General features: G+C 47.3%; 17 protein-coding genes and 2 pseudogenes. All 19 read left to right on the forward strand.

Features of this window, described 5'->3' with window-relative positions; genetic code table 11:
* Positions 1 to 4 precede the first annotated feature (4 nt).
* The 19 genes and pseudogenes from AC58QC_RS06170 (at position 5) to AC58QC_RS06260 (ending at position 23,957) form a co-directional block, all read left to right on the forward strand.
* The gene (locus tag AC58QC_RS06170; protein WP_497414318.1) at positions 5 to 2,143 is read left to right on the forward strand and encodes a Sip1-related alpha-galactosidase; all 2,139 of its coding nucleotides are present in this window, start codon (positions 5 to 7) and stop codon (positions 2,141 to 2,143) included.
* Positions 2,144 to 2,174: 31 nt separating this feature from the next.
* Positions 2,175 to 5,225 (forward strand): FAD-dependent oxidoreductase, encoded by a 3,051-nt coding sequence (locus AC58QC_RS06175; protein ID WP_497414319.1) that lies wholly within the window; start codon positions 2,175 to 2,177, stop codon positions 5,223 to 5,225.
* A 25-nt stretch (positions 5,226 to 5,250) separates the two neighbouring features.
* Complete coding sequence (locus AC58QC_RS06180) at positions 5,251 to 6,768, forward strand: FGGY-family carbohydrate kinase (RefSeq protein WP_497414320.1); 1,518 nt, start codon at positions 5,251 to 5,253, stop codon at positions 6,766 to 6,768.
* A gap of 39 nt (positions 6,769 to 6,807) precedes the next feature.
* The gene (gene gtfA / locus AC58QC_RS06185) at positions 6,808 to 8,277 is read left to right on the forward strand and encodes a sucrose phosphorylase (protein WP_497414321.1); all 1,470 of its coding nucleotides are present in this window, start codon (positions 6,808 to 6,810) and stop codon (positions 8,275 to 8,277) included.
* Between the two features lie 29 nt (positions 8,278 to 8,306).
* On the forward strand, positions 8,307 to 10,868 hold the full coding sequence (locus tag AC58QC_RS06190) for a glycoside hydrolase family 2 protein (protein ID WP_497414322.1): 2,562 nt from the start codon (positions 8,307 to 8,309) through the stop codon (positions 10,866 to 10,868).
* Between the two features lie 129 nt (positions 10,869 to 10,997).
* Entirely contained in the window at positions 10,998 to 11,528 is a 531-nt protein-coding gene (gene sigK / locus AC58QC_RS06195) for an RNA polymerase sporulation sigma factor SigK (RefSeq protein WP_497414677.1), read from the forward strand.
* Positions 11,529 to 11,606: 78 nt separating this feature from the next.
* Positions 11,607 to 12,277: pseudogene (locus AC58QC_RS06200) on the forward strand (ABC transporter ATP-binding protein).
* Between the two features lie 279 nt (positions 12,278 to 12,556).
* Positions 12,557 to 12,727: an HAD hydrolase-like protein gene (locus AC58QC_RS06205; protein ID WP_497414323.1), complete on the forward strand. Its 171-nt coding sequence runs from the start codon at positions 12,557 to 12,559 to the stop codon at positions 12,725 to 12,727.
* A 19-nt stretch (positions 12,728 to 12,746) separates the two neighbouring features.
* Complete coding sequence (locus AC58QC_RS06210) at positions 12,747 to 13,676, forward strand: metallophosphoesterase (protein WP_497414324.1); 930 nt, start codon at positions 12,747 to 12,749, stop codon at positions 13,674 to 13,676.
* A gap of 40 nt (positions 13,677 to 13,716) precedes the next feature.
* Entirely contained in the window at positions 13,717 to 14,550 is an 834-nt protein-coding gene (locus AC58QC_RS06215; protein ID WP_497414325.1) for a metallophosphoesterase family protein, read from the forward strand.
* Positions 14,551 to 14,562: 12 nt separating this feature from the next.
* Positions 14,563 to 15,282: a metallophosphoesterase family protein gene (locus tag AC58QC_RS06220; RefSeq protein WP_497414326.1), complete on the forward strand. Its 720-nt coding sequence runs from the start codon at positions 14,563 to 14,565 to the stop codon at positions 15,280 to 15,282.
* 14 nt (positions 15,283 to 15,296) lie between these two features.
* Complete coding sequence (locus AC58QC_RS06225) at positions 15,297 to 16,310, forward strand: alpha/beta hydrolase (RefSeq protein ID WP_497414327.1); 1,014 nt, start codon at positions 15,297 to 15,299, stop codon at positions 16,308 to 16,310.
* Between the two features lie 27 nt (positions 16,311 to 16,337).
* Positions 16,338 to 16,565: pseudogene (locus AC58QC_RS06230) on the forward strand (macrolide ABC transporter ATP-binding protein); the annotation flags it as partial.
* Positions 16,566 to 17,053: 488 nt separating this feature from the next.
* Positions 17,054 to 19,063 carry a helix-turn-helix domain-containing protein gene (locus tag AC58QC_RS06235; RefSeq protein ID WP_497414328.1) on the forward strand — a complete coding sequence of 670 codons (2,010 nt, stop codon included), beginning with the start codon at positions 17,054 to 17,056 and terminating at the stop codon, positions 19,061 to 19,063.
* Between the two features lie 64 nt (positions 19,064 to 19,127).
* Positions 19,128 to 20,105 (forward strand): ABC transporter permease, encoded by a 978-nt coding sequence (locus AC58QC_RS06240; RefSeq protein ID WP_497414329.1) that lies wholly within the window; start codon positions 19,128 to 19,130, stop codon positions 20,103 to 20,105.
* Between the two features lie 17 nt (positions 20,106 to 20,122).
* Positions 20,123 to 21,007 (forward strand): carbohydrate ABC transporter permease, encoded by an 885-nt coding sequence (locus tag AC58QC_RS06245; RefSeq protein ID WP_497414330.1) that lies wholly within the window; start codon positions 20,123 to 20,125, stop codon positions 21,005 to 21,007.
* 40 nt (positions 21,008 to 21,047) lie between these two features.
* The gene (locus AC58QC_RS06250) at positions 21,048 to 22,661 is read left to right on the forward strand and encodes an extracellular solute-binding protein (protein ID WP_497414331.1); all 1,614 of its coding nucleotides are present in this window, start codon (positions 21,048 to 21,050) and stop codon (positions 22,659 to 22,661) included.
* 19 nt (positions 22,662 to 22,680) lie between these two features.
* Positions 22,681 to 23,133, forward strand: a complete 453-nt coding sequence (locus AC58QC_RS06255; protein ID WP_497414332.1) for a NanQ anomerase/TabA/YiaL family protein — start codon at positions 22,681 to 22,683, stop codon at positions 23,131 to 23,133.
* A gap of 11 nt (positions 23,134 to 23,144) precedes the next feature.
* Positions 23,145 to 23,957, forward strand: a complete 813-nt coding sequence (locus tag AC58QC_RS06260) for an HpcH/HpaI aldolase family protein (RefSeq protein WP_497414333.1) — start codon at positions 23,145 to 23,147, stop codon at positions 23,955 to 23,957.
* The last annotated feature ends 33 nt before the right edge of the window (positions 23,958 to 23,990 follow it).

The raw sequence follows: 23,990 nt of genomic DNA on the forward strand, positions 1-23,990 counted from the left end.
CCTTATGTTACAAGAAAATGAGATAAGTTCAAACGTCTTACAGTCGGTTCTTGGCTGTATCGGTGTAACAGTGACACCTGACAATGGTCCAGCATTGCCGCTTCTATGTAGTTCGAGTGAAGTAACAGCAGGATTGGATGAGCGCGGTGCGTTTACAGAAACGAATCAAATCTTTCGTAACGAGAGTGAGACGGCTGTTGTCCAGCTGCGGTTTCGCGCTTATGATGCCGTTGTGCTGGCCAGGGTGCAGGGTGAGTTGATCAATGCCAATGATTTCGGGAAACAGCTCTGTTTTGCCGCACAGAATGGCATTATCATCCACGCACAGGATATGGAACAAGTAGACGGTTTAATGGCCAACTATCAGCATAAAGACTGGTGGACTCGACCTCATTTTGACCACGACTGGTCAACGTTGCCTGAACGTACACAATCATTGCTGTGGCGTAAGGGAAAGGAAGCTTCCTATTTTCATTTGCTGCCCGTTTGCGGCCCTGAATTCCGTACAGATGTATGTGGCGCTGCTTCAGGATTGCAAATCCGAGTTTCATCTCATCAAGGTGGAAGAACCAAATGTCAGGCACTTTCTTTTGTCCTAGGCACAGGTACAGATCCTTATCAGTTAATGGAAAATCAAGTTGACACAGCACTACATGCCCTTGATTACCCGACACTGCCTCGTGCGCAGAAAGCGTATCCTGAAATTCTGGATTCCCTTGGCTGGTGCAGTTGGGATGCGTTCTATCATCAAGTCAATGAGGAAGGTTTGCTGATCAAAGCGGAAGAGCTTCAGGCAGCTGGACTGCCTGTGCAATGGGTGATGATCGATGATGGTTGGTCACAAACGATTGATAAGAAGCTATCCAATTTCCAAGCGGATGGGGAAAAGTTCCCGCAAGGGCTTGGCGAAACGGTTCGCAAGCTGAAAGATCAGCACGGCATTCGTTGGGTTGGCGTTTGGCATACGATTGCTGGTTATTGGGGTGGTATTCATCCAGATTCGCCAATCGCGAAGCAATATAGCGACTATCTCTATAGCAATGCGAAAGGGAGCTTAATTCCTTATCCGGACGCGGGACGCGGCTTTGGCTTTTGGCATGCGTGGCATGCTTTCTTGGAGCGTCAAGGCGTCGATTTTGTCAAAGTGGACAGCCAAAGCGCTGTCTTGAATTTCACGAAGCATGAATGGTCGATCGGTGAAGCGGCGGCTGCGGCTCATCAGGCATTGGAAGCATCGGCATCCTTACATTTTAACAACACGATCATTAACTGTATGGGGATGGCGGCTGAAAATATGTGGCACCGTCCGAAATCTTCAGTTTCTCGCAACAGCGATGATTTCGTTCCTCAAGATGAATTTGGATTTGCAGAGCATGCTTTGCAAAATGCCTATAACTCCTACTATCACGGCGCGTTCTATTATGGCGATTGGGATATGTACTGGACGAAGAATCATGATGATATTCAAAATGCGGTACTTCGCTCGGTCAGCGGTGGACCTGTTTATTTCAGCGATGCGCCTGGCAACACCGATCCTTCTAAAATATGGCCGCTTATATATGAGAACGGAAGTATTATTCGCTGTGAGCAAACGCCTAGCCCTACGGCAGACTGCTTATTCCTAAATCCGACGAAGGACAAAGTGCCTTTAAAACTATGGAACACGGCACGAGAATCAGGTGTTGTAGCTGCTTTCCACATCGGTAAGTTCAAAGACGAGATCACAGGTACAGTAAGTCCTTCGGACGTACCGGGATTAAAAGGCGAGCAGTTCGTACTTTACGAGCATTTCTCAGGCGAGATGAAGCTCATGCGTAAGAATGAACAGCATAACTTCGTGCTTCAGCCAGCACAATGTGCGCTTTACTTATTGATTCCAGTTGCGGGTGCTGCAACACCAATTGGTTTGACTGATAAATATGTCGCTGTGGATGCAGTCAGCCATGTGAAGTCAGAAGGTTCTACCGTGTCCCTTCAACTGAAAGAAGGCGGGAAATTCCGTTTCATGTCCTCTGGCAGCGAAGTAGCCGTGAATGTAAATGGCAAGACAGTTCCTGCCGCATTGGTAAGTAAACATTTGTATGAAGTTGATATTCCTAATCTGGAAGAAAAGCTTCAGGTTGTTCTTACAGTTTCGGAATAAACAAAGCCGAGTATAAATGAGGTGAGATGACATGGAAAAGATGACCCATTGGGAAGCAGATACTCCTGTTCTGGAAGATAAAGATGTTGTCATCGTTGGCGGGTCTTTTGCTGGCATCGCCTGCGCGGTGGAATTGGCGAAAGCCGGACAACGGGTCATGATCATCGAGCCACGTACGTATTTGGGGCGGGAACTAACCGCCCCTCTTCGTCCGTGGCTTGATCTTTCTGCGAGTGGTAGCTTGAATCGTCCTGAGCTTATTCAATTTGTCATAGCGCAAGCTGGTGAAGAAACGTTTGCAGCTGACAAGACGTATCTGCCGCTGCATCCTGACCGGTTGAAGCTTGCACTGGAAGATAAGCTGATCGCGCACGATATTGCACTCCTTTATGCTTCACTTCCAGTTGCTACTGTTACAAATCATCAAAGTAACGAGCTGGAAGGGCTCGTGATTGCGAATAAAACGGGCAGCCAAGTGATTCTCTGTAAGCGTTTAATCGATATGACGGAAACGAATGTAGTCTCACAACTGACTGGTCATCCTGTTGATTCTTTTGCTTATGGAAAAACGGCAGCGTTTGCAAGAACGCTAGAGTTTACTGGCGTAACTTGGCCAGAGGAAGATGAACAAGCGGATGAACTCAAGGTTCCAAGTAGTCTGGGACTGCTTGATGACATAGTGAACTTGGTACATGGCTATCGGGATGGGCAGCATTATTACGTGGAATATTGGATGGTTTTGGCGAGTGAGAACCAGCTCAAAGCAGCTGGTGAACGCGAACTGGAAGCTCGTGTGCGGGGTATGGAATTGACTGCCTATCTGGTACAGCACGTTCCAGCTTTCCGTAAAGCTACTTTGTGCTCGTCATCCTTTGAGCTTTACGGACCTGTGCCTCTTCATCGAGGAGCGGAGGCGAACTCGCAGTCTCATTTCGTCGAGCAGATTCAAAGTCTAGATCCGACTCAAGCAACTATAGCGGGTATGCAGCTAGCTGCCCTTTTACTTGATGGGCCTGAAGAGAGTTCTTTCGAGCATCACGTTGGACTACTTAACGCAAGCAAAAGTGTTAAAACGGATGTCCCCACATTGAAAAAAGTCGATGTCCTCGTTGTCGGCGGTGGTTCAAGCGGTGCTTGCGCATCGATCACAGCGGGAGGCGAAGGCGTAAGCACGATGCTCGTCGATATGAATCCCGGGCTGGGTGGAACAGGGACCTTTGGCGGGGTAGACAGCTATTGGTTTGGTCGAAGGGAAGGCTTCGCTGCTCGCATACATGATGCTGTAATAACTGCGCAGCAAGGCATCGGCTACAAGGGCCATAAATGGAACATTGAAGCCAAAATGTTCGCGCTGCAGCAGGAAGCAATAAGTCATCATGTCGATCTGCTGTTCAATGCCTTCACGTATGCAGCGTTAATGGATAAGAACCGCGTATGCGGTGTTCTGGTCGCTACTCGTTGGGGACCTGTTGCGATCTACGCCGATGTCGTGATTGATGCGACAGGCGATGGCGATGTGGCTGCTTTTGCAGGTGCAGAATTTGTGTACGGCTCTGCGAAAGACCATACCGTGATGTGGTACTCCCTCGCGCAATATAGTAAACCCGACAAGATTCAGAACAATTTTACAAGTATGGTAGATGTCTCGGATATTGTGGATTACACGCGTGCGATCATGGCTGGACGCAGGAGAGGCGACCCGCAATTGCATGACCATGGTATTTATGTAGCCACACGGGAAAGCCGGCATATTGTAGGCGAAGCCGTGATGCAGTTATCCGATCAGCTTCTGCAACGCAGTTGGCCCGATGTGATTAATATTCATTTTAGCAATCATGATGTAAAAGGGGTCAGCGGAGCAGATTGGATAAACATTGGACTTATACCACCTAATTTAGAAATTGAAATCCCGTATCGCTTGCTGCTGCCAAAAGGGATTGAAGGCTTATTAGTCGCGGGGAAAGCTATTTCTGCTACGCATGATGCACTTCCTGCTATTCGGATGCAGTCTGATTTGGAAAACTTAGGAGGCGTAGCAGCGCTTGCCGCGGCATTCGCTGTTCGAACAGGTGTTCCACCACGGGGTATTGAGATTAATGAGCTGCAAGATCGCTTAATTCGTGAAGGAATTTTGCCTGAAGCGGTTAGAACAAGACAACTTACGCCTATTAAATACACAAATGAGGAGCTTAAGCTTTTGGTAGAACAAATAGAATCGGACCAACCGCTCTATGAATATGCCAATATGCGTATGAATGAAATCTACAGAGAGCGCATCCCTTTCGTAGAAATATGCTCGCTTGGACAAAGAATCGTTCCTTACCTGATAGAGGCGATGGAGCACGCAACAGGGATGCGGGAGCTCCGACTGGCGCAAGCATTAGCTATGCTTGGAAGTAATGCGGCTGTTCCGGTACTGGTCGCAAGGATCATGGAAGAGCTGCAGGATACTGAGCTTCCGCGTCGGACGGCGGATATGATGTATGTCCAACTGCCGCCAGATCACGGCGCGATGCCAGATGTCGTTTACTTGTTATATTCCCTTGCACAAACGCAGGATTCACGAGCAATTGCCGTATGGGAGCGGGTCGTTCGGCTGATGCAGCCTAGTGAAGAAGACTTTAGAGATACCTGGTTAGGTCTCTACTACTATGTAGATGCGGTAAGTCAAGGTGCGGAAAGACTGGGTGATCGCGATGCCATTCCTCTATTGGAACAATTGCACCGGATTCCATATTTGCAAGCTCAGATGAGCACAAGCGCTCCTCAATCCGACTATTTTTTGGAAAGAAGAGCGATGCTGGAACTGGTCATTGGCAGGGCTCTTGCCCGGTGTGGAAGCAGGCTTGGATATGAAGTGTTGATCCAATACGTAAGTGATGGCCGATCGCTTCTGGCGAAGCAAGCACTTCAGCAGCTACGGGCGATTAGCGGGCAATCGCTCGATAAAGATCCAGAAAGCTTACGACGTTGGCTGGATAACGAGCAGCCCTATCGCCATACGTATCCGTTGCAGACTCAACTGGATATCGAGACGAACAGCGAATCCATTTTACGTGCCTATAAGGAGGAGAAGGGATGAACGTGACTAGGAGGAGTTGGCTATCGTGTTTTTAGCTCTAGATATCGGAACGACGAATATCAAAGCAGGCATTGCGGATGAGAAGGGCTCTCTGCTCACTACAGCCATTCGAGTGAACCAGAAGCAGCAGCATCAACAAGGTTATGTGTATTATGACCCGCAGGAATTGTGGAGTACCGTTGTATTGCTGATCCAAGAGGTTGCATCCACGGCAGGAGTTGCTTCCATTCGCTCCGTTGGCATCACGAGTATGGCTGAAAGCGGGCTGTTAGTAGATCGTCAAACAGGTAAGGCCCGAACGAAGATTATTCCGTGGTTTGAATCGTGCTCACTCCCTCAGGAGAAACGAATTAAGCAGGAGATCGACGCATATGAGCAGTTTTGTCAAAGTGGACTGCAGCCATCGTTCAAACAAGGATTGTCTAAGCTGCTTTGGCTGCAAGAAACAGAGCCGGAAGCATTGAACGGCAGCGTCTGGCTGTCCGTTTCCTCCTATGTCGCCTACTTGCTGACTGGAAAATTTGCGGAAGAAGAAACGCTTGCTGCTCGAACATTCGTCTATCGGATGGATAAGCAGGAGTGGAACTTGCCGTTGATTCGGCATTTCGGATTAAAAGAAAGTCATTTCCCTCCGATAGTTGCAACGGGTACCGCTGTTGGCACTGTTCTTCCAGATGTTGGTCATCGGTTCGGTTTAGGGTCGGAGACGACGGTTTGTCTCGCAGGGCATGATCATGTATGTGCTTCGCTGACGATAGGTCAACCCGAACAACGCAATGTGTATAATTCCATGGGGACCGCCGAAACGTTAGTAGGCAGCTTTGGAGCTAGAGCGCTCGGAAAGAACGATTTCCAATCGGGACTTGCATTTGGACGACACCCACTGTCGGGTCAGATGTTTTGGATGGGAGGTCACTCTGCGTCAGGAGGCTCAGTTGAATGGTTGAGAGACCTCCTCGATACAGGAGATTTATCCTATTCGGATATTCTGAGCTTGCTCGATCGGGTTCCAGCAAACCCAACAGGGATCCTCTTCTACCCTTATTTATCTGGATGCGGTGCACCAGATGCGAATGCCATGGCACAAGCAGCTTGGATTGGACTTACTGCGCGCCATCATCGCGGTGACATGTTCAAAGCCATTCTGGAAGGAAATGCCTTTCAGATGGAATGGCTTCGACGGGAGGCAGAGAGAATTAGCGGAGAATCAATCAACAAATTGGTTGTTGTTGGTGGCGGGGCCAAAAACAAACACTGGCTGCAAATCAAAGCAGATGTTTCCGGTATCGAACTGCATCATCCCGATTTGCCGGAAGCGACGCTGCTCGGAGCAGCGTTAACGGCTGGGGTCGTTGCGGGCGTGTATCCTTCCTTTGAAGAGGCGATGCGTGCTGTTCCAACAGGAAGGACTCAGAGCTATGTGCCCGATCCCGTTAATCACGATGAATATGCGTCTATTTTCGAGAATGGCTTCTCTCACCTCCGTCCAATGCTGCTAGAATACGACATGTGGATAAGCCAACACGCCAGGAATAAACGCTAAACAATCAATCAACCATATCTCAACTTTAGGAGGACTACGATGCCACAGAAGAATCAAGTTCAGCTGATTACGTACCCAGACTCCCTTGGCGGAGATTTAAAGTCCCTTCATCAGGTGTTGCACACTTATTTCTCAGATATTTTTAAAGGCGGCATTCATATATTGCCTCCGTTTCCTTCGTCGGGGGATAGGGGCTTTGCACCGTTAACATATTTGGAAATTGAGCCTTCGTTTGGTACTTGGGAGGATATAAAGGCGATAGGTCAACATTATGACGTGCTTGTCGACTTAATGGTTAACCATATTTCCAGGAAATCAAAGTATTTTCAGGATTTTTTGAAGCATGGACGCAATTCCGAATATGCAGATCTGTTTATTACGTTAGATAAGGTCTGGGAGGACGGAAAGCCTGTCACAGAAGATGTCGATAAGATTTTCTTGCGAAGACCGAGACCTTATTCTACTTTTCAAATTGAAGAAACGGGTACCGAGGAAACGGTATGGACAACATTCGGCAGGGAAGATCCTTCCGAGCAGATTGACCTCGATATTAAATCGGAGAAGGTTAAACAGCTTCTAACGGATTTCTTCGCCAACTTCTCCCAGAATAATGTGAAGACGGTGAGACTGGATGCGGTCGGCTTTGTTATCAAGAAGCTAGGAACCAGCTGTTTCTTCGTAGAGCCTGAAATCTACGATTTCCTTGATTGGATTAAGGACATGGCCGATTCCCAAGGCATCGAGCTGCTGCCAGAAGTGCATGCCCATTACACCATCCAAAATAAACTGGCTGAACGCGGTTACTGGATCTATGATTTTATTTTGCCGTATACGATTCTGGAGACGATGCTGAACAACTCTAGCGAGAAGCTCTGCGAATATTTGAAGGTACGTCCGAGCAAACAATTTACGATGTTGGATTGCCATGATGGAATTCCTGTATTGCCTGATTTGGCTGATTTCGTCGATACGAAATCTGCAAGAAACGTAGTCGATCTATGCGTAGAAAGAGGCTCAACACTTAGCCTGATCGTTTCCGATGAGCACAAAGGCGAGGGCGGATTTGATGTTCACCAAATCGGCGGCACCTACTATTCGGTACTGGGTCGAGATGATGACGCTTATATCGCCTCTAGGGCGATTCAATTTTTTGCTCCAGGTATCCCGCAAGTCTATTATGTTGGATTATTGGCAGGAGAAAATGATTATGAGGCGGTCAAAGCAACGGGGGAAAATCGTGCCATGAACCGTCACAACTACACCATGCAAGAAATTGAAGCTTCTTTACAAAAGAACGTTGTTCAACGATTGTTAAAGCTGATCAGATTCAGAAATGAATATCCCGCCTTTCATGGAGATTTTAACGTGCTAGAATCGGCTAAAGATGAAGTTCATCTTTCCTGGCACACGGATAGCCACTCCTGTACGTTGTTGATCGATTTGAAAACGAAGCGGACTGTCATCGATTATTTGGAATCAAACGGTGAAATGAATCGATATATCGTATAAATAACGCCAACAGTAAAGGTGGATCAGATATGAATAGCAAGCTCGATTTAAATGGCAATGATTGGAAAATATTGGATTTCATTGACGAGGCATGGCGAACCAAACAAGTAGAAAGTGACGAGCCGACAGATCCGCGGCCGTGGCATTCTGCAACGGTTCCAGGGAGCATTCACGAAGACCTTTGGGACAATGGGACAGTGCCCGATCCTTATTTTGAACAAAACAGCCTTTTGCTGGAGTGGATTCCGCAACGCTCTTGGGTATACCGCAAGACGTTTTTTGTTGACGCAGGCAACGAGGAAAGTTGTGCACGCCTTTGCCTCGAGGGCATTGATTACAGGGCGCATATCTTCCTAAACGGCACGCTGCTCGGCGTCCATGAAGCCATGTTTGCACCAGCGGTTTTCGAAATAGCTTCGCTTCTTCGATACGGGTCGGATAACGTGTTGACCGTGGTCCTTGACCCAGCTCCTCCTTCCGAATCCCAGATGGGGCGAACGTCTAAAGTCGGGCATACGAAAACGAGAATGAATTATTGGTGGGATTTTACGCCCCGTATGGTTCATCTAGGGATTTGGCAGGAGGTCTACATTGAATTTACCGGACCAGTAAGGGTCGAGGATGTTTACATCCAGCCGCAACTGAACGCGGATTATAGTCGTGCGGAGGTTTCGGTATTTATCGAGCTTTCTTCCAAAGAACATATCTCGGCCGATGTCGATCTGACGATCGAACTTAACGGTAGTGGGGTCGCCATCTTAACTTGCTCCGCTCAGACGTTAACGGAAGGAGTAACGAGGCTCGAGGTCAAGCTGCCCATTGAAAATCCAGCGCTTTGGTGGCCGAATGGGGAAGGTGCTCAGCCAATATACCAGCTGTCCGTTGCTGTAAAGGAAGCCGGCTCGAACAACGCGCTATATTGCAAAGAGATGACATTCGGCATCCGGCAGGTGGAGTTCTCGCCTAACGAAACATCTCATCCGACCGCACTGCCGTACACCTTTACCTTGAACGGACGTAAGGTATATGTCAAAGGCTACAATTGGGTGCCGTTGGATGTCCTTTACGGTGTAGAGCGCTTGGAAAAGCTCGAGCATTTGCTCACGCTCGCCAAGGAAGCGAACGTGAATCTAATTCGGGTCAATGGCGTGGGCCTGATTGAGACTGATGCGTTCTATAACCTATGCAATCGGTATGGGATCATGGTTTGGCAGGAGTTTAACCTGACAAGCTCCGCTTTTAACAGCAAGCCGCAAGAGGACGAGTCGTTCATCAGCCGAGTCGTACAGGAAGCGGAAAGCTTCATACCCCTTAAGCGAAACCATCCGTCACTAGTGCTGTGGTGTGGGGGGAATGAACTGGAGTCGTTGGATAAACTGCCCTTGAACGGAGAGGAACCCGTACTTGCAGCGCTCAAAGCGACCGTCAAGCGACTCGATCCAGACCGCTTATGGCTGCCTTGCTCACCTTCCGGTCCGCTGCCGTTCAACGGTATCAATATGAGTCGGAACCGGCCGGACGACCTGCACGATGTACATGGTCCGTGGCACCATGAGGGCTTGACTGCACAATATACGCTGTTCAATGCAGGAGCCAATTTATTACACAGCGAATTCGGCGCGGACGGCCTCACTAACCTGAAAGCGCTGGAGGCGACGCTGAAGCCAGAAAACCGCTGGCCAGTTACACTGCAAAACCCAGTGTGGTATCACCTAGGCTCCTGGTGGGTGCAGGAGAAGCAATGGCGTGAAATCTTCGGTGAGCTTCCCGATCTTGAAACGGCCATTGAAGCGACCCAATTCTTGCAGGCGGAGGGTGTGCGTTACGCCATAGAGAGGAATCGTGCTCGGAAATTCCGCAACAGTGGCGTTTTGCCGTGGATGTTCAACGAACCTTATCCCATGGCAGCATGCACATCGGCCGTTGATTACTTCGGTCGCCCGAAGCATTTGTATTATGCCTCGGCCCAAGCGTACAACACAGTTTCCATAACAGCAAAATTCGCGAAGCAGGCTTGGGCTGACGAATTGAATTTTGAGGCGGAATTGTGGGTGACAAACGGCGATACCCAGAATTACACAGAGGCGGAGCTTCATTGGTCGATGGAAGGACCTAACGGCAACAGTTTTGCAAGCGGCAGCCGCACGATAAATGTGGGAGCTAATCAAGCGGAAAGTTTCGGAGATATCAGCAGTCAATTACCTGAGATTACCGGAAATCTATTTTTTCTTACACTTCAGCTCAAGATGATGTCGGGTATCGTAATTGCCTCCAACCGTTATCTGTTCACCATGACGGAAAATCTTCAGCCAATGCTGGAACTCCCGCGCACGGTGCTGGATATTCAATCGGAATGCAATGGTCCAAATTGGAGCATCATCGTTACAAACCGGGGAGAGTGTGCAGCCTTGCTTGTACGAATTGATGATGAACGATCCCTGGATGCCAATGGCTCAGTCTATATTAGCCATAGCGGATTCCATCTGCTGCCTGGGGAGAGCCGCACAGTTACGGCTATCTGGAAAGGTGCCGGGAATGACAGCGTGCTGTCCATCCGAGGCCTTAATGCGGAAAAGCGGTCAGTGGAATAAGTCATATGCATATTCTCAAAAACCGGACAGGGTTAGGTTATCCTGTGCCGGTTTTTTTTGGCCAAACACCTCTGAAATAGTTTGGAATCGAGGTTAGTGAGAGCCGGATCTCAACAGGGAATTTGAAAAATTACGTTGCTTCGTGTTCACAACCTCAAAATATTCGACAATACAGGAGAAGATTTGGAAGATTTGATATCGATAGGGACGATCGGTCTGATCAAAGCCATCGAATCATTCTCCCCTAACAAAGGGACAAAGCTGGCGACTTTTGCGGCACGTTGTATCGAAAATGAGATCCTGATGCATCTTCGTTCTTTGATGAAAACACGTAAAGATGTGTCTCTGCATGATCCCATTGGAACGGACAAAGAGGGGAACGAGATTACGCTCATCGACATCCTCGGTAGCGAAGCGGACGATGTGGTTGATGCGGTGCAGTTGAAGATCGAGAAGAGCAAAATCTATCGGAACTTAGAGATTTTGGATGACCGGGAGAAGGAAGTTGTTGTTGGTCGGTTTGGGTTGGAGCTTGGGGGAGAAGAACGGACGCAGCGGGAGATTGCGAAGGAATTGGGGATTTCAAGGAGCTACGTTTCACGGATAGAAAAAAGGGCACTCATGAAGCTGTATCATGAGTTTTATAAGGCTAAGAGGTAAGTAAAGATCACATAGTGTATCAGGTTGGAACATCGTATTCTTCATTTATTTGGCTTCAAATAATGGGGGGCGAAGACAATGACAGCCTTAATCCAAATGGAACATGTGAGTAAATTTTACTATATGGGCGGAGAAACGATTCGGGCCTTGGATGACATTTCGCTGGATATTGCGCAAGGTGAATTTATCGCAATTATGGGGCCTTCAGGATCAGGGAAGTCTACGTTAATGAACATTATCGGGTGTTTAGATCTTTCGGATGAAGGGGTCTACACGCTTGATGGGAAGCAGATTCACTCGCTGAAAGATTCACAACTGGCCGAGATTAGGAATCGGAAGATCGGGTTTGTTTTTCAGAGCTTTAACCTGCTGCCGAGATTAAGTGCCTATGAGAATGTGGAGTTACCGTTGATCTATCGTGGCTTGTCGAGAAAACAGCGAGAACCGTTGGTGTTGCAGGCGTTGGAAGCGGTTGATTTGCTGGATCGCAGGAAACACTTTCCTTCCGAGCTATCTGGCGGACAGCAGCAACGTGTTGCGATTGCACGTACGTTGGCAGGCGATCCGCCGATTATTTTGGCGGATGAGCCGACGGGGGCGCTGGATTCGAAGACAGGCGCGGAGATTATGGATATTTTTAGGCGTTTGAATGAGCAGGGTAGGACAATTTTGTGATTACGCATGATCGGCAGGTTGCGGAGCAGGCTAAGAGGATTGTCAGGTTTCGGGATGGTAGGTTGGTTCATTGAGGTAGATATTGTTGATATGAATAGTAACCATGAAGAACCTTACGATAAATGGTAAGGTTCTTCATGGTTGATGATAATAAAATTTGTTAGCGTTCGGAAGTCAAGATAACTTCGCGATTTGTTCCTTTTTCATACTGAATGGTTAATGAGGGATATGTCATTTCCGAGTCATGAACGATGAAACTAAATTCTGTCGTTGAATTTTCATTAAGCATTCCGTGATGATCAGTTGCAAGGGTAACGATGCTGCATTACGAGGTCGAATGACAACAATGCATCATGGTGGGAGATAACCTGTACACGGATATTGAAGGTGGTCGTCGAGCCAAGATGAGGACCATCTGGATTCGCGGGGCAGGGATGAACCATTCTTTGTCCGAGAGTGACCTTAATGCCCCCAAACCGGATATCATCGTTGATTCGATGGATGAATTGTTTGCGCATTATTGAAAAGGAGGTGCATTGCTGCATGGCAGCGAAAGAAGAATTTAGCTTTATCATTATTCCAGATACCCAATCATTAGCGAAGTCGTATCCGGAGGTTTTTACCACCATGACAAGGTGCATCGTTGACCATGCGAACGAGCGGAACATCAAGTTTGTCTTGCATTTGGGAGATCTAGTCGATCGAGGCGCTGAATATGAATATGAATATGAGTATGAGAATGCAGTTCAAGCATTGCAATTGATTTATGATGCCGATATTCCGCTGCTCATCGCGCCGGGAAATCATGATTACGATATGCGTATTTCCTCGCTGGCTAGCCTTCCTGTCGATCCCAGCAGAAGCTTGAGCATGTTCAATAAGTATGTCGGCGTTCACCGGTTTCAGCATAAACCGTGGTTCGGCGGTGTGTTCGAGGAAGGGAAGGCCGAGAACACGTACGCTTTGTTCGATGCAGAAGGCGTCCCATTCATCATCCTCATATTGGAGTTTGGTCCGAGAGATTGTGTGATGGAATGGGCAGGACAACTGTTAAGACAGCATGAGGAGCGGAAGGCCATCATTATTACCCATTCTTACATGTATATGCATGGAGAGCGAACAAAGCCCGGCGACAACCATAATCCTAAAATATACGCAGCGATACCGGATGCCAACGACGGGGAAGATATGTGGCAGAAGGTATTGCGCCATCATAAGAACGTTACGGCGGTTTTCTCCGGTCATCATGTGGATGGAAATCTAAGTCACCGGACCGATCAAGGGATACATGGGAACACGGTGATCCAATGCTTTCAAAACTGGCAGAGCAAGGAAAATGGAGGGGAGGGCCGCATCCGAGTGGTGAATTATAATGGGCATGAAAAAACGATGAATCTGCAAGTATTCAATCCCGTAACAAACCGGTATGAAACCGAATCTGGCTGTGAATTGTCCTTCAAAATCGATGAATAACATTCTGCATCTAACTGAAACTGTCGTAGGCGTCAATGGGTTGAACCAGGCGATTACCGTGCTTCATGTGACGGATCTCCATTTGACTGAGGCGGATGAGCGTGATCCAGAAGCATTGCAATATGTGGATGAGTACCACAATTTGTTCGATCAGTATCTTCCGAAGGATTCACCCTATCCTGTTTCACGTAAAATTTATCTGGATCACATTGTGCAGCTCGCTAATCAGCGCAATGTGGATGCCGTCGTCTTCACAGGCGATATTATTCACTTTCCAAGTGCAGCCAATCTAGAGGCACTGGCCGACGGCCTAAAGAACCTGAGGGCTCCCTATTTGTATACGATGGGAAATCATGACTGGCATTTTCCGCATTGGCCGTGGAATGAACAGACACGCTCACAGTTCTACCCCAGCTTTATGCCGTTCTCGCATGGTCATCCCGCTGTGCAGGTGAAAGACATTGCAGGCATGCGATTCATTGCGGTTGACAACAGTAATTACCAGATCGATGCCGAGCAGCTAAGCACACTCAAAGAACTGCTGGCCTCACCGGTTCCTTGCCTTCTGTTCATGCATATTCCAGTCTACGTTCCCGAATTGGTGGGAAAAAGCATTGCGAAATGGCAAGCACCTATTCTGATGGCGGCGCCAGGCTGGAGCGAACCAAATAAGGTGAAATGGCAAGTGCGTGACACGGATGCTTCTACTCAAGCGTTTTATGATTTGATTAAGTCCAATGCGGCCAAATCGCTGCATGGCATTTTCAGCGGGCATGTGCACTTCGACCACGAAGAATGCGTATCTGGAGAACTAAAGCAATATGTAACAAAGCCAGGTTATGAAGGCTGTGTTCGAATCGTGCAATTGGTGTGAGGAGGCCCGTCATTGAAGGCACTGATTATTTCCGATATTCACGCTAATATTTATGCTTTAGAAGCCATTTGGAAACAAGAGAATGACAGCGAGGTCATTTATTGTGCAGGTGATTTAGTCGATTATGGACCTTATCCCAAGGAAGTGCTGGAGTGGGTCAGGGAGCACAGAGCTTTATGTGTAAAAGGGAATCATGATGAGCGTGTAGCTGCCTTATATCGAAATCAAGATCAATTGTGGAATGTCCCGGATGAGGAGCGAACCTGGGCGCATGACAACGCGCAGAAGCTCAGCGAGACGGAAATCGAATTTTTGGAAAAGCTGCCTTATTCCTTGGCTTTCACGATGGATTCCATCGGGTACAGCATGCATCATATGTACAACAATTACGAGACCATCCCCAGTCTCCATCAGTATCACAGCTTCTGGGAAAAACAGACCGAGGAGCCGATCAGGAACATGCAGCAGAAGCGAATGATTTTTGGTCATACGCATCGGAGAGCCATCCATTACCTGGACAATCACGAGCTCTGGATGAATCCGGGAAGTGTTTCGTATCGAAGACCTGACGATCCATGTAAGGAAGCACATTATATGACGATTACGGACGGTCGCATCGAAATGAAGAGCTTACAATACGATCGCACACCGCTGCTGCAGGCCACCTTGTCCACAAAGCTGAAGCATCGAGGCGAGCTTGACGTAGCGCTTGTCTTTTTCGGGGAAGATTAGCTGGAGAGGTGAAAATGATGTGGAATCCGGACAATTTTTTGAAGCAAGTATACGATGGCATTCAACCTTCCCACAGCTTTAAAGGACAGTCGAGGGCCGATTGGCAGCAGTGGCGTAACGAATTTAGGGATCATTTTGTCACACTTTTAGGCGGTTTCCCGGAGCAGTCTCCAGCGCTGTCCCCTGAACTATTGGAATCGGTGGATTGCGGAGAATACACGAGACAACGGATCCAAATCCAGACGTTCGAGCGGCTCTTTATGCCAGTGTATTTGCTTATCCCCAAGCATGCCGATCGGAAGCGGCGGGCTGTCATTGCCTTGCACGGTCACGGTTATGGCAGCAGGGATATCGTTGGGCTGAACCCCGACGGGTCCGACAAAACGGGGGAAGCTGGCTACCAGAACAATTTTGCCGTCGAGCTGGTGAAAAAAGGGTTTCTCGTTGCAGCGCCAGAACTGTTCGGATTTGGAGACCGGAGGTTGACGGAGGACAAAAATGACCCGAACTCGTGCAACCAGATTTCCAGCTTTTTACTGGCGGTCGGGAAAACGATGGCATCTTACCGTGTGTTTGAAACCATGCGTTGTGTGGACTATCTGCTGACTCGTGACGATGTCGATGCGAAGAGGATCGGCTGTATGGGCATTTCAGGCGGCGGATTAGTCTGCTCGTATACGGCCGCCGTTGACGAGCGGATTTCAGCGGTTGTCGTCAGCGGGTTCGCGAACACGTTTCAGGCCAGTCTTTTCTCGGTCCGTCATTGTATCGACAATTATGTGCCGGGACTGTCCTTAGCGGCGGAGATGCCAGACGTACTCAGCCTGATCGCGCCGCGTCCTTTACTTATCGAAGCCGGTAAAGACGACCGCATTTTTCCTGAACACGGTACTCTAAAAGCTTACGAATCGCTCAGTACGGTTTATTCCCTGCTGGAGGTTAGAGATCGGCTTGAGCTGGATCTGTTCGACGGGGGTCATGAAATCTCCGGGCAAGTGGCCTATGATTGGTTGAATGGTTTGTTATAACCTGCGATTTCCCCAACTTTTTCCCAGCAGCAACAGCGTGTTGCTATAGCACGCACTTTGGCTGGCGATCCTCAGATTATTTTGACGGATGAACCAACGGGAGCATTGGACTCGAAGTCAGGTGTGGAGATTATGGATATATTTAGGCAGTTGAATGAGCAGGGAAGGACGGTTTTTGTGATTACGCATGATCGGCAGGTTGCGGAGCAGGCAATGAGGGTTGTGCGGTTTCGGGATGGTAGGTTAGTTAATTGAGACGCACAATATTAGTAACAAAGATCGGCCTTACGAGATAAATCGTAGGGCTATTAATTTTTTTTATGTAGGAAGAGCTGCAACAATAATTTATTAGACAATGGAAGATTGGCGGAATTGGATGCAAGTTTTTCAATAAGGTTATTTATTTTGGGAGAAATATGAAACATAGGCGGAGAAATGGAACATTCCCAGTAGGGCTAAAATGGTTCATGATACAGCAATTTGGTGATGTTCATTTCTTTCACGAGATGCTTATACTGAGATTGCGCAGGAATTGCTAGGTCGAAGTGTTCGGCGAATGGTAATTTCATAAGAAATATGTAGAACTCTCACCTGGTAGGTGGATGATGCGAAAAGACAGCCACGTACATTTATAGTATATGGGCCTGTCTTTTTTGCACTTTTAAGGAGAGAGGGAAGCTTCAACATTGTAGTGGAAAAAAGCAGTAATATAACCGCTTTAATAGAGAGGGGCTTCTCCAGGGATGAACATGATCAATTTCAGCACGTACTTTCCTCTAAGAAATAAATTGTTTCTGAGGATTTTGCTCTATTTCTTGTCCCTTCTATTACCGATTCTGGTCATTGGCTCATTTGTATTTATCAATTTCAGCAATAAGGCGAAGGACGATTTCAAGCATAAAATAGAGGCGAATTTACAATCGTCCGCGGACTTTATCGATATTTATTTGCAGACGGCCCAGCGGTCGAGCGTAAGCTTTTTTTACGATAAAAACATCATGTCGCTCTTGCTTCCGTTCGATATGTACAGCACATCCGACAAAGTAAAGCTGCCTAATATCTCTTACACGATCTCACGGATCTCCGGCGATATCGGAGACTTAATCGATAACTTGTTTGTTTATGTGGATGACCAAAAAGTATATACGAAGGACGGCGTGGAGGATTTCAATTATTTTTTCAACGGCATTTATCGGTTTGATTTGTATGACACCACATTTTGGAGAAGCCGAAACAATAGGGACACCTATTTGGAGCTGCTCAATCCGTCCAAGGTAGTCTTTAATCAATCGTTTGAAAAAAACGCGATTCCTTTTGTGTATTCAAATATGGTGAACGGCCATCAGGCTAATCTGGTTTTGACGATTTCTGTGGAGAGGATTTCCACGGCGATTCGAGAAAATGCCATGTTTTCCACGACACGTTTTCTGCTTTTGGACAGCAATGATCATCTCGTTTGGAACAGTATCGGAAGCAGCAACGAAGAGTCGAGCCCCGTAATCACGAAGGAGCAGCTAAACAGCGGGGAAGTGACAATTAAGGGAAAACCGTATTTTGTCTCGCATATTGTATCGGGCGTATATGGGTGGAAATATTATTCGCTCACTCCCATCGCCGAATTTACGGCACAGACTACGAATCTATTCACGATGTTTGTGTCGGTTTGCTTGCTTCTAATCATTGCCGGATGCATTCTGTCCTTTGTTTTCGCCTTTAACCTCTATAATCCAATTAAAAAAATTCAAGATATTGTACTTAACGAGGGGAATGAGCCGTCGACTTCATGGATGTCGCCAAACGGCAAGCGGGAAACAGAACTGGATCGGATCGGAATGGGGATACATCAAATCATTGAAAAAAACAATTCCTTCAAAAAAAAGCTCGACAGCATGTCCTTAGAATATATCGATCATATGCTGCTGCATGTCATGACGGGGAGCAAGCCTGTCAGCGATCAGGAGCTCGACAAAATCGTACGGGACGATCTGTCTTTCAAGAAGGATTACTTCATTTGCTGTACGATCAACTTCTCCTATAAGACCGAATTTTATAATGAAATTCAAGACGTCGAGCGGCTGATGATCATGAACAAGATGAAAAAAATAATTGAAAGTCTAGTTGGGAAGTATTTGCCGGTTTATGTGTTCGAATCGAAACAAAACGTTTATGTGTGTCTGGTCAATGCGGATGAGACGGAAGGAATGAATGATTTCAGGAGAGCGCTGCGCGGCATTATCGGAGCATTCCAGCATGATTCCAGGTATTGCAGCATTCATATCGGCCTTGGCAATGGTTACTTTGGTCTTGAAGGCATTCCTAAATCATATGCCGATTCGGCAGCTGTGCTGGAAGCCGCTGATCGAAAGCCGGATTTTCTAATCGCCGAGCTTCCTGACCCCGCCAAAGTAAAGAGCAGTACTTCGAATAAATCCGAACAGCTGGTTAGTACGATCGTTCAGTATATCCAAAGCCATTATCATCAAGATCTCTATCTTGAGAAAATTGCCGAACATATGGGGGTTTCTTCGAAATACATTTCCAAGGTGTTTAAGGATAAGACGGACACGAACCTTACGGATTACATCAGCATTACGCGCATCAATAAGGCGAAAGAGATACTCGGGAGCACGAATATGAACATCAGTGAAATTTCGGAGCGGGTCGGAATCTACAGCAGGACGACCTTCATCCGTTTGTTCAAGAAGTATGAAGGTATTACTCCCAATGAGTTCAGAAAAGCAAGAAGAACGTAAGGAGCCATGCGGAAAACTGATACAGTGTGTTGGCGTAGTGGTACATGGTGTGTTAGATGGCTAAATGAAACAAGTGGCGAGGATTGGATGTTTTGATTCGACTGAAATCGTGATACAACTAGATCAACTCAAAACGAAAGGAGGTATTCGTATCAGGCTGATCCGTCAAAACAAATATCTTTATCTAATGATGATCCTGCCCATGCTGTACTTTGCGCTTTTTAAATATGGTCCTCTATTCGGACTCTTGATCGCCTTTAAGGATTACAACGTGTTTCAAGGCGTCTGGAAAAGCGATTGGGTGGGAACAAAATACTTCCAGGAGTTTTTGTCGGACCCTTATTTCTGGAAGCTAGTGCGCAATACCCTTTTGATGAATTTATATTTAATTATTTTCTTTTTTCCGGCTCCAATTGTTTTAGCACTTCTATTAAATGAACTCAAACTACAGAAATTCAAAAAAATTGTACAAACGGTTAGTTATTTGCCACACTTTCTTTCCACCGTCGTAATTTGCGGAATGCTCGTCAACTTTCTGACCAACGACGGGTTGATCAACCGTATTCTGGGGGGACTCGGATTTGAGAAGATTCAATTCCTGCTCAGGCCTGAGTGGTTTAGAACGATCTATGTCAGCTCGGAAATTTGGCAGGGACTCGGTTGGGGAGCCATCATCTACTTGGCGGCGCTGACTGCTATAGACCCTCAGTTATACGAGGCTGCTACGATGGATGGAGCCAACCGCTGGAAGCAAGTATTCCATGTGACGATTCCGGGAATAGCGCCGGTCATTACGATCATGTTTCTGCTTAATCTAGGCAACATAATGAGCATCGGTTATGAAAAAATATTGCTGCTTTATACCGGACCGACGTATGAGACGGCGGATGTCATCTCTACATTTGTTTATCGCAGAGGTCTTCTTGGAAGCGATTTCAGCTTCGCGACGGCAGTCGAATTTTTTCAGTCCATCATTGTATTGTGTTTTGTAGTTACAGCGAATTATATATCGAGAAAAGTAAGCGAAACCAGCCTATGGTAGAAATGAGAGTGACCCCTATGAGGAGAAACAAAGGGATCGCACCCTTGGTATTTGACGGATTCAATATGTTCTTTATGCTCATACTCATGCTGGTGACGTTGTATCCCATTTATTACATGGCGATCATCTCGGTAAGCGACGGGTTTAGTGTGGCTAGGGGGGAGGTGAAGTTTTTTCCGTCCGGCTTCAACTGGGAAGCCTATAAAACCATTTTGGATGACCCGACGATCGTCCGCTCGTATGCCAATACCTTCTTGTATACCACATTAGGTACAGCTATCAATCTTGCAATGACGGCTTTATGCGCCTATCCGTTATCCCGGAGTAATGTTCCCGGAAAAACATTGTTTACCGTGCTTATCGTGTTGACTATGTTTTTTCACGGTGGGATTATCCCAAATTATTTGGTAGTCCATAATTTGGGACTGCTGAACTCGATCTGGGCCATTCTGCTGCCTCCGGCCATTAACGTATGGTATATGATTATGATGCGGACCTTTTTTTCGGGAATTCCCAAGGAAATTAATGAATCCGCTCTCATGGATGGCGCGAACGATTTGACTATATTTTTACGCATTGTACTTCCGCTTTCTGTTCCAGTCTTGGCAACTATGACGATGTTTTATGCGGTTTGGCATTGGAACAGTTTTTTCCCTTCTATGATTTATTTGGATGATCAGAAGCTGTTTCCCATACAAATCATCATGCGTAAAATCGTTGTCGCCGGGCAGATGGGGAACCAGAGTATGGCGGCCAGCGGCTCAGAGGTTGGGGGAATGGTCACTGCGGAAACGATTAAGTACGCTGTCATCATCATCACAATTACGCCGATTTTGGCCATTTATCCGTTCATTCAGAAGTATTTTGTCAAGGGAGTTATGGTGGGGGCTTTAAAGGGTTAAAGGCAGCAAATTAATTAAACTAATGAATGGAGCGAATGAAATGGCAAATAAAAAGAAACAGGTTATTTCTTTGATTTCCACCTTGGCATTGACCTCCGCAGCATTGCTCGGCTGCAGTACTTCACAGCCCGCAGCTGAGACGAAACAACCGGATGCTACAAGCCAGTCGACTGCAGATTCGAAGAGCACAGGCGGCAAACTCCTGGACAAACCGATGACGTTGAAGGTTGCGCTGCCGGACGCCGCAAGTCAGCCCCTTGTCCTAGATTCGCCAGCTATTCAGGAAATTAACAAAAAGACCAATGTCAAGATTGAACTGCAAGGTACGCCCGACACGAACTATTCGGAGAAATTGAAAACGATGCTGGCCACCAACAATATCCCGGACATTGTAAGAATCGCTAAAGCTAACTTGCCGGACGCCGTTCCGATGCAGAAGGCTGGAATGTTCCTTGCCGTAACCGACTATCTGGACAGTGCTCCCAATTTCAAGAAGGTGATGGACCAAAACCCAGAAATCAAGAAATTGATGGTAGATGGAAAGCTGTACGGGTTCCCGGTAATGGGGCAATGGAAGGTTCGTTACGGGCAGCTCCCGCTGGTACGGGACGATATTATGAAAAAACTAAATTTGCAGGCACCGACTACATTTGACGAGCTGTACCAGGTTTTGAAGAAATTCAAGGAAGCCTATCCGGATTCGTATCCGCTAACTTTCCGTAACGGTATTAAGAATTTCCTTCCGTATATGGCTTATGCGCTGGGCTCCGGTTATACGATTTACTTCGACCCGGATATCAACGGCGGCCAATATGTGTATGGCCCGGCGCATTCGGAGGACTTCAAGCCGGTGCTCACTTATTTCAACAAGCTATATAAGGAGAAGTTGCTAGATCCGGATTATGCCATCAATACCCAGCAGACATGGCAGGAGAAGCTGAGTACCGGCAAATCGCTCTTTTATTACGACAACAATACGTTCGCGCTTGGGTTTACCAAGACGCTTCAGGCCAAAGATCCGCAGGCAAAATTCGAGCAGCTTCGCATTATGAAAAACTCGAAAGGTCAAACCCGCAATTACGAGTACGCAAAAGACTGGTGGCACCTGTATGCGGTGAGCTCCAAGGTGAAGGATCCGAAGGAAGTCATCAAGTTTATGGATTGGATGTACAGCGATGATGGCGTGAAGGTAACCAACTACGGCATTGAAGGAGAGCAATACAAGCTGGAGAACGGGAATCCTGTCGTGCAGGACAGTGTCCTGAAAGCCCATTTATCCAAAGCGGATCCGTTCCATGCCATGCAGTCCGCAGTGGGTACTGGATTACTGGCCTTCGCTACGTATGTCGACGAAAAACCTCTTGTTGCTATTTCCCCTCCTGAGTTGGAAAAATGGAGCAAGCTGATGGATCAGGATAGCAAAGGCTATTTCCAAAATCCATTATTGGATCCGCCATTTACAAAGGAAGAAACGGATAAATTAAAACAGTTGAGAACGCAAGTGGATACGTCGGTTGAGCAGGAAATGGATAAATTTATTATGGGTACGCGCTCATTGAACGAATATGAAGACTTTGCCAAGCAGTTAGTCAGCAAAGGTGCACTGGAAATAGAAAAAATTTATAACGAGGCGAATGCCCGGTTGAAAAAATAATGTTTGGAGGCTTGTGTCCATGATCTACGATCATATTCGAAATGCTGCACTATACACCGGTTTAAATGAGAAATTTGCTGCTGCCTTCGATTATTTGAGCAGCAATAACGTACTCGAGATGGAGCCTGGCAAATACGAAATTCAGGGCTCTGAGTTGTTTCTACTTCTTCAAAGCTATGAGACAAGAGCGAACGATCAGGGCTTCTGGGAAGCGCATCGAAGCCATATCGACATCCAGGTTATGCTTCAGGGGACAGAACGAATGGGAGTGGCGTATGCTGGCCACTTAACGGTAACGGAAGATCACCTGGATGAAAAGGACTATAAGGTGTTGGTCGGAGATGGGGATTTTGTGGATGTAAAGGCGGGCTGTTTCACGATTTTTTATCCCGACGATGCCCACATGCCTTGCCTCTCTCCAGCCGAAGGCTCTCAGACGGTGAAAAAAGCGGTATTCAAAGTAAAAATTTGACGAGGTGAACTATGAACAGTCGGGAACTTTTAACTCAGATGAATGAAGGAGGCCGCATTTACGGGACGTTGATTATTTCAACGTCTCCCCGCTGGCCAGCGGAAGTAAAGAAACTCGGTCTGGATTTCGTTTTTTTGGATACGGAGCACATGTCCATGGACCGTGATCAGCTTTCATGGATGTGCCGGACGTACGCAGCACTCCAGATCGCTCCGATCGTTCGCATCCCTTACCCCGATCCGCATCAGGCAAGCATTGCCATGGATGCCGGCGCAGCTGGTATCGTCGCGCCTTATGTGGAAACCGTGGAGCAGGTTCAAGCGCTGAGAGGTGCTGTTAAACTGAGGCCGCTTAAGGGGCAGAAGCTGCAGCGAATTATGGAAGGCAGTGAGACACCGGAGCCGGAGCTCGCTGAATATTTACAGGAATTTAACCGGGAAAATATATTGATTGTGAACATCGAAAGCAAGCCCGCGTTAGATGCATTGGACGATATATTAGCCGTACCGGGACTGGACGGCGTGCTGATCGGGCCGCACGATCTGTCCTGCAGCTTAGGTGTTCCCGAGCAGTATCGGCACCCGCTATTCGTGCAGGCTATCGAGACGATCATCCGCAAAGCGAGAGCCGCAGGCGTCACAGCTGGAATCCATTACTTTTTCGGTGTGGATCAGGAGATCGAGTGGGGGAAACTGGGCATGAACATGTTTATCCAGGCCTCCGATATGACAGCATTTGTGGACAATATGACGCGCGAGCTTCATGAAATTAAACAGGCGCTAGGCGATGCGGCACACAGTGCCCAAAACAGAATTCATATTTAGTCATTCATGTGAAAACGAAACAGGAGGGACCAA

This window comes from Paenibacillus sp. J22P51 (genome assembly GCF_059692215.1).

Bases quoted from the DNA above. Each gene is read 5' to 3' on its own strand.
- gtfA (WP_497414321.1), top strand. From the start codon at position 6,808: ATGCCACAGAAGAATCAAGTTCAGCTGATTACGTACCCAGACTCCCTT.
- AC58QC_RS06255 (WP_497414332.1), top strand. From the start codon at position 22,681: ATGATCTACGATCATATTCGAAATGCTGCACTATACACCGGTTTAAAT.
- AC58QC_RS06170 (WP_497414318.1), top strand. From the start codon at position 5: ATGTTACAAGAAAATGAGATAAGTTCAAACGTCTTACAGTCGGTTCTT.
- AC58QC_RS06205 (WP_497414323.1), top strand. From the start codon at position 12,557: ATGGTGGGAGATAACCTGTACACGGATATTGAAGGTGGTCGTCGAGCC.
- AC58QC_RS06210 (WP_497414324.1), top strand. From the start codon at position 12,747: ATGGCAGCGAAAGAAGAATTTAGCTTTATCATTATTCCAGATACCCAA.
- AC58QC_RS06240 (WP_497414329.1), top strand. From the start codon at position 19,128: ATGAAACAAGTGGCGAGGATTGGATGTTTTGATTCGACTGAAATCGTG.
- AC58QC_RS06190 (WP_497414322.1), top strand. From the start codon at position 8,307: ATGAATAGCAAGCTCGATTTAAATGGCAATGATTGGAAAATATTGGAT.
- AC58QC_RS06235 (WP_497414328.1), top strand. From the start codon at position 17,054: ATGAACATGATCAATTTCAGCACGTACTTTCCTCTAAGAAATAAATTG.
- AC58QC_RS06225 (WP_497414327.1), top strand. From the start codon at position 15,297: ATGATGTGGAATCCGGACAATTTTTTGAAGCAAGTATACGATGGCATT.
- AC58QC_RS06245 (WP_497414330.1), top strand. From the start codon at position 20,123: ATGAGGAGAAACAAAGGGATCGCACCCTTGGTATTTGACGGATTCAAT.
- AC58QC_RS06260 (WP_497414333.1), top strand. From the start codon at position 23,145: ATGAACAGTCGGGAACTTTTAACTCAGATGAATGAAGGAGGCCGCATT.
- AC58QC_RS06175 (WP_497414319.1), top strand. From the start codon at position 2,175: ATGGAAAAGATGACCCATTGGGAAGCAGATACTCCTGTTCTGGAAGAT.
- AC58QC_RS06250 (WP_497414331.1), top strand. From the start codon at position 21,048: ATGGCAAATAAAAAGAAACAGGTTATTTCTTTGATTTCCACCTTGGCA.